Below are 6,800 nucleotides of genomic sequence, written 5' to 3' on the forward strand. Positions count from 1 at the left end.
CTGGTGGTCGCGCCACCAGGACTGTCTGGTTCACGTGGAAGGGCATTACCTGCTCGGACTGCTCCCGCCCCCGGCCCGCTCGCGTGCCCTGGTCGTCGAACACAACATCGAATCGTCTCTTCTCTGGCAGCAGGCAGACCTCGCGACCAGCGGCCGGGAACGCCGACGACTGCGCAGCGCCGCCACGCTGACGCAGGACACGGAGCGCCTTGCCTGGCGGACGGCGGCGGCCGTCGGAGCGATCACCCCCGAGGACTGCGCCGTGATCCGTCGGCACGCGCCGTTCGCCACGGTCCACCATCTGCCGAACGGAGCCGATCACCTACACGCCGCACCCGTCCCATGCGCGGACAGGGACGCGGCAGTCAGCGACCTGTTGTTCGTCGGGAACTTCGCCTACCCGCCAAGCCAGGATGCGGCCAGATGGCTGCTTACCGCGATTTTCCCGGCAGTGACGGCGAGCCGCCCTTCGACGACCCTCACCTTCACCGGCTCCGGTCCGCCGGCATGGCTTGTCGAGGCCGCTCGTGTCGACCCGCGGGTGAGGGTCACTGGCCCGATGTCCGACCTCACCGGATGGCTGGACGCCGCACAGGTCGTCGTCTGCCCTCTCCGTATCGGCGGGGGCGTGAAGGTCAAGGTCCTGGAAGCCCTCAGCCGGGGACGGGCAGTCGTCACGACATCGGTGGGCGTCCAGGGCCTCGGCGAGCTACCAGCAGGAGCGGTCCTCGTTCGAGACGACGCCTCTTCGATCGCCCAGTCCTGCCTTAGCCTTCTCGCGTCGGCCGAGATCCGCCGGTCCCAGCAGGAATGCGCACAGGACGCGGTGCGACTGCTGCCCACCTGGGACCAGGCCGCCGATGCGCTGGCCCGAGCATGGGATTCGTGGGCCGGTGTCACCCGCCGTCCCGACCTGGCTGTCACACCCTGATGAGCAGCGGAGCGCGCCGGGTCCTGCACGTCATCGTTCCGCAGAAGGCCGGAGCGGTCGGCGGAGCCGACCTTCACGTCCGCGACCTCGCCGTCGCGCAGCGCCGGGCAGGAAGCTGGCAACCGCTGATCCTGGCCCCGCGAGCTACCGCTCACTATCTCGGCCTGCTGAGTGAGGCGGGTCTGCCCGTCGTCACCACGCCGCCACCGCATGGTATCCGCTGCCTGGCGGAGCTGCCCCGCAGACACGGCGTCGCGCTCGTCCACGCCCACGGCTACGAGGCCAACTACCTCCTCGCGTCCATGCGGCTGCTGACCGGCACGTGGCGACGCATCCCGGCCGCGGTCACGGCGCACGGCTGGATCGAGACGACGCGATGGCTTCACCTGAAGTCCGCGTTGGACCGCCGCAGCGGTCGCGTTGCCGCCATCGCCTTCGCCACAGCCCACCGGCATGTCCACCAGCTCGACCATCCGGGCCGGACCGCCAGCATCGTCGTCCACAACGGCATCGACCCGCCGGACCCTTCGCGCCTGGAAGACCTGCGCCGGAACCGTCAGCACCTGCGGCGCACACTCGGCGTCCCGCCAGACTGCTTTCTGGCCGGGACGGTTGGCCGCCTGTCCCAGGAGAAGAGACTCGACCTCTTTCTTGAGGCAGCTCGATCCGTGGCGGCGGCCAGCCCTGCCGCGCATTTCCTTGTCGTTGGCGGAGGAAGCGAACTGCCGCATCTCCGAAGCATCGCCGTCGCACTCGGTCTCGACCAGCGAGTGACCTTCACCGGCCTCGTGGACGACACGACCTCGATCTACGCCGCGCTCGACGTCATGGTGCAACCCTCCGACATCGAAGGCTCGCCACGCACGGTTGTGGAAGCCATGGCCCATGAAGTACCTGTGGTCGCTACCGACGTCGGAGACGTCGCCCACCTGCTCGACTTCGGGAACGCCGGTGTCCTGATTCCTCGGCGCGACACCACGGCCTTGTCCGCGGCGGTTCTCGACCTCCTCGGCAATGGAGAAAAGGCACGCGTGCTCGCCAAGCTCGGGCGCCAGCACTATACGCGGAATTTCACGCTCGACCGGATGTGCCGAGCAGTCGCCGGCGGCTACGATCTTGTCTTCGACGGGAAAGATGCTCCGCAACGTGCGGGGAAGCCAGCGTGACCGGTGTCGACGGCACGCAGCTGATCGTCTCTCCGCATCTCGACGACGCCGCGCTGTCCGCAGGCGCGTGGATCGCGGAGCTGGCAAGCGCCGGGACGGAGATCCACGTCCTGACCTTGTTCGCGGGTTTCCCCGCCGACAACGACCTGTCTCCGGTGGCACGGGATTTTCACGACCGCTGTGGCCTGCCGCATAACGGCACCGCCTTCGAGATACGGCGCGCCGAGGACGCTGCTGCCCTCACCATTCTGGGGGCACACGCCCACCACGCAGACTTCCACGACGCGATCTACCGACGCCGGCCGGACCGCGCCTGGCACTGCACCCACGGCCAAGCGATGTTCGACACCTCGCTTCCAGCCGAACCCAACCTACGGTCGTCCCTTGAGGCAGCCATCGAGACGCGGTGCCACCGGCTACGACCCACCCGCATCCTGACCTGCGCGGGAATCGGCCATCACGTGGACCACCGTGCCACACGAGACGCAGCCCTCAGCGTGGCCGGCAGACTCGGAATCGCGGCCGAGACCTGGGAGGATCTCCCATACGCTGCGGAGGCAACGGCAGAGCGCCCGGACGTCGCGGGCACACCCATAGTTCGAGCACCAGCCCCTGAATCATGGTCACGGAAGTACGCCGCCATAGCGAGCTACACCAGCCAGGTCCGGATGCTGTGGCCTCAGGGACAGGACTGGGTGGAAGCGCTCAACGAGCATGCTCTCGCCCGCGACGCGGATGGCGCCGGCGAACTCTACTGGACGATAGAACAAGAATAGAAGTGCTTCGTCGCGGGTCCGGTAGCCGCGTCCCCGCCGTCACCCGCGATGTGACAACCATGTTGCCATTCAAGATCGCTGTGCAGGTGCGATGCCCAGCGGGGGTAGTCATAGTGGACTGGTCAATGTGGACCAGTGATCGCTGGCATCGACCGTGCATGTCACAGCGTCGCAGGTCAGCGCCCTGGTACCACCGACGCTCCGGGCCACTGGCTTTTGCATCGGTCCCCGATGACGCCGCCTCCTGCCACAGGAGGCGCTTCCCCGCACGATGACGGCGCTTCCCTGACGGTGACACTCCCACTGTCTCTTCGGCCCCTTCACGCTCGACCCCGCCAACGGTCCAGAGTCGGCCATGGGGGGATACGTCGGGAAGACGGTTCAACACGCCAGCATGGTTCTCTGCGGCTATAGCGGGCATACGATGAAGGCCCCCGACGCCGTCTGCCGGGGGTCTTTCTGCGGTGACGTGGGCTACCGGCAATGCCACTTCCACTATTTGGATCTTGGCTGGCTGTGGTGTGTCGGTTCGGGTGGATCTGCCGGGTTGACGGCATGATCCTGGGCTGTGACGGACACGGGTAGCCAGCTGACGGACTGGATTTCGTTGGGGGTCCTGACGTCGTTCGTCTCGCGGGACGCGGTTGATGAGGCGATCGAGGCGACCGGGAGAGGTGCCCGGCGTTCCGACACGACGATCCCGCCGCGGGTCGCGGTCTACTTCGTGATGGCGCTCGCGTTGTTCGCGGACGACGACTACGAGGCGGTCGCGTGCCGGCTCGCCGCCACCCTGGACGATCTCGATGTTGTCGGGCCGCGGTGGGAACCGACCTCGGGCGGGTTGACGAAAGCCCGCCAGCGGCTCGGTTCAGCGCCGCTGGCGGAACTGTTCTGCCAGGTCGCCGGGCCGGTCGCGGACCTCGACACGGTCGGGGCGTTCCTCGGCCCGTGGCGGCTGATGAGTATCGACGGACTGGAGTGGGACGTGCCCGCGTCCAGGGAGAACATCGCCGCGTTCGGCCTGCCCGCGGGCCGTGACGGCGCGCCGGGGGCGCTCCCGAAGGTCCGCGCGGTCACCGTGTCCGAGTGCGCCTCGCACGCGCCGGTGCTGGCCGCGTTCGGCCCGGCCGGTGGGGCGAAGCCCGCCAGCGAGCAGGCCCTGGCCCGCACCCTGTACCCGCGGCTGGCTGAACGCTGGCTTCTGCTCGCGGACCGCAACTTCTACTCCTGGACGGACTGGTGCACCGCCGCGGACACCGGCGCGGCGTTGCTGTGGCGGGTCAAGGCCAGCCTGCGGCTACCGCCGCTACGCGCGTTGTCCGACGGCTCGTACCTGACGGTCCTAGTCAACCCGAAGATCGGTGGGAAGGCGCGGGACGCACTCGTCGCCGCGGCCCGGGCCGGTGAGGTACTCGATCCGGCGAAGGCCCGCTACGCCCGTCTCGTCGAGTACGACGTGCCCGACCGCGACGGCGACGGGAAACACGAGATCATCGGCCTGCTCACCACGATCTGTGACCCGCGGGAGGCGACCGCGACCGCCCTGGCCGGGGCGTATCGGCACAGATGGGAACACGAGATCGGCAACAGGCAGCTCAAGACCTACCTACGCGGCCCGGGGAAGGTCCTGCGCTCGAAGCACCCCGACACCGTCTACCAGGAGATCTACGGCTACCTGCTCACCCACCACGCGATCAGTGCGCTGACCTGCCAGGCCGCGACCGCCGCCGGGATCGACCCCGACCGGATCAAGTTCAAACGCGCTGTGAGGATCATCCGGGACCGGGTCGTCACCGACCCGGCTTTTTCCCCCTGGCCAGCGGGCACGCACTCAGGGTGAGACCGCCACCGACATCACCCGACCGACCCGGCTCAACACCCGCCGCGAACGCACCTACCCCCGCGTCGTCCGCCGGGCGCGCCACAACCAGTATCCGGTCAAGAAACCCGGCCAGCGCGGCCTCCGCCACCACGCCCCGCCCACGATCAGGCTCGCCAACCCCACGAAACCCCAGCTAGCAGCTTGATCGACTTAGTGGAAGTGGCATTGGGGCTACCAGGGGTCGTTCAGGTCTCGCCACACGATCCGCACACGCTGAACATCATCACCCTCGACAGTCCCGTTTCCGCCGACGATCACACCGTCGATCAGTTGGGTGAGGATCACCCGCTTGGCCGCGATGTCCTCGCCCAGCCCGTCCCAGCCCACGGCGCCCTCCACGGGCAGCGTGGCGCGCCGTCGCGCGCTGGTGTGCATCCGGGCCTCAGCCGCGCGGATCTGGCGGACGATGGCCTTGTGGGCATCGTCGTAGGCGTCATCGTCCATCTTCCCGGATGCCCACCGGTCCGCCAGCGCGCTCTTGCGGGCCTCCAACGTCCCCAGCTCAGCGGCGGCCGGGTCGTCCATGGCCACAGGCCGGAGAACCAGCTCGTCGAGACGCCCCCGCACGGCACGGGAGACCAGCCCGACGAGGAAGGCTTCTCCGATTCGGACCTTGGCCGGACAGCGGCCGTCACGCCGCTGGCAGTACAGCCGCTTCCCGTTCGTGCCGTTCCCGGTCAGCTTGTGCCCGCACGAGGCGCAGTAGACGAACCCCGCCAGCATGCGCCGAAGCTTCTCGGCGTTGGCGTTGGTCCGCCGCGAGGCGTCCGTGAGGATCGCCCGGATCTGCTCCCACGTATCGACGTCCAGAATCGCCGGCCACACCGCTTGGCCCATGACCGCGATGGTTCCCGTGCTGCGCCGCGTGCTGCGGGTCTGGTAGCCGCGCATACCGATCAGACGCGGGTTGACCATCATCTCCTTGAGGGTGGTCGCCTCCCACGCCCGGTATGGGCATGGGCAGTCGGTCCACGCCCGGCGGCCCTTGACGTTGTTCGGGCAGGCCGCCCGGTGGGTCTTCGTCACGGTCGGGACCGCCTCGGCGTTGAGCGTGCGGGCGATGGCGCCCAACGGCACGCCCGCGAGGATGTTGGCGGCGATGCGGCGGATAACCGCCGCCTCGTCCGGCACGAGGGCGTGGAAGTCTCGTACGGGCTTGCCGGCGTGGTCGGTGGCGACGATCGGCCCGTAGCCGTACGCCCGAGGCCCGCCGTGGTGGCGGCCCTGCTCTGCCCGCTGCTGTGCTGCCCGCGCGAGACACCCGCTCCGCGGTGCGCTCGGCCTCGCCTGCGTCGATCGAGAAGATGATGTCGGCCATCATCCGGCCGTCGGCGGAGGTGAAGTCCATGGTGGTGCCCTTGACCGGTATCAGCATGACGTTGCGGGCCTTGAACAGTTCGATCACGCGCATGCGGTCGGGCCGGTTGCGCAGGAAGCGGTTCGACGTCCACGCGATCACCGCGTCGATCTCCCCGGCCCGCGCCATGGCCAGGATGCGTTCGAACTCCGGCCGGTAGTCCTTCGTGGCCGACAGGTCGTTGTCCGTCAGCACGTCGATCAGGTCGACGTCGTCACGCCGTTCGGCAAGCTCCCGGATGTCCTCGTCCTGGCGGGTGACCCCGGCTTCGATCCCTTCACGGTCATCGGAGATCCGGCGGTAGCCGATCGTGCGCAGCTTGCGAACCACTCCCGAACCGTACGTGTCCGAAGCGTCCGACCACAGCGTGATGGCGGGCCTCATGCGGCCACGCTCCCCAGTTCGTGACCGCACTTCGCGCAGTGGGAGTGATCGAAGACGTTGGGGATGTGCGGGCAGGGAACGAGCGTCAGCCGCTCCCCACGCGGCCACGCGCGGCACGTGAGCGCGGACCGATCGAACGGGCGGTAGTAGACGATGGCCCCGCCCTCGTCGAGCCGGGAGATGTAGTCGACCCATCCCAGCGGCGTAGCCATGCCAACCCGGACGTCGGCAACGTCCCACCGTCACCGGGACGTCGCCCCGCGTGGCCTCCTCGTCGGCGGGAGCCTCCTCGACAAGTCCCAGA

At 68.7% G+C, this 6,800-nt stretch carries 6 protein-coding genes and 1 pseudogene; 4 read left to right on the forward strand and 3 right to left on the reverse strand.

The window, feature by feature from the left end; genetic code table 11:
- Nucleotides 1-34: 34 nt before the first annotated feature.
- The 4 genes from AC08OO_RS06415 to AC08OO_RS06430 all read left to right on the forward strand — a co-directional run bounded on the left by AC08OO_RS06415 (nt 35) and on the right by AC08OO_RS06430 (nt 4,713).
- The gene (locus AC08OO_RS06415) at nt 35-931 is read left to right on the forward strand and encodes a glycosyltransferase (protein WP_476609348.1); all 897 of its coding nucleotides are present in this window, start codon (nt 35-37) and stop codon (nt 929-931) included.
- The gene (locus AC08OO_RS06420; RefSeq protein WP_476609349.1) at nt 931-2,097 is read left to right on the forward strand and encodes a glycosyltransferase family 4 protein; all 1,167 of its coding nucleotides are present in this window, start codon (nt 931-933) and stop codon (nt 2,095-2,097) included. Before AC08OO_RS06415 ends, AC08OO_RS06420 begins: the two co-directional genes overlap by 1 nt.
- A complete protein-coding gene (locus AC08OO_RS06425) occupies nt 2,094-2,873 on the forward strand; it encodes a PIG-L deacetylase family protein (protein WP_476609350.1) in 780 nt (259 codons plus the stop codon). The genes AC08OO_RS06420 and AC08OO_RS06425 overlap by 4 nt, the downstream gene beginning before the upstream one ends.
- Nucleotides 2,874-3,441: 568 nt before the next feature.
- Entirely contained in the window at nt 3,442-4,713 is a 1,272-nt protein-coding gene (locus AC08OO_RS06430; RefSeq protein ID WP_476609351.1) for an IS4 family transposase, read from the forward strand.
- A 213-nt stretch (nt 4,714-4,926) separates the two neighbouring features.
- On the opposite strand, the gene AC08OO_RS06435 is transcribed toward AC08OO_RS06430, so the two are convergent.
- The 3 genes and pseudogenes from AC08OO_RS06435 to AC08OO_RS06445 all read right to left on the reverse strand — a co-directional run bounded on the left by AC08OO_RS06435 (nt 4,927) and on the right by AC08OO_RS06445 (nt 6,708).
- Nucleotides 4,927-5,886, reverse strand: a complete 960-nt coding sequence (locus AC08OO_RS06435; RefSeq protein ID WP_476609352.1) for a recombinase family protein — start codon at nt 5,884-5,886, stop codon at nt 4,927-4,929.
- Nucleotides 5,887-6,049: 163 nt separating this feature from the next.
- Nucleotides 6,050-6,496 (reverse strand): annotated as a pseudogene (locus AC08OO_RS06440) (recombinase family protein); the annotation flags it as partial.
- The gene (locus AC08OO_RS06445) at nt 6,493-6,708 is read right to left on the reverse strand and encodes a hypothetical protein (RefSeq protein WP_476609353.1); all 216 of its coding nucleotides are present in this window, start codon (nt 6,706-6,708) and stop codon (nt 6,493-6,495) included. The pseudogene AC08OO_RS06440 and the gene AC08OO_RS06445, both read right to left, overlap by 4 nt.
- Between the last annotated feature and the right edge of the window lie 92 nt (nt 6,709-6,800).

The organism is Frankia sp. CeCAU1 (genome assembly GCF_977971845.1).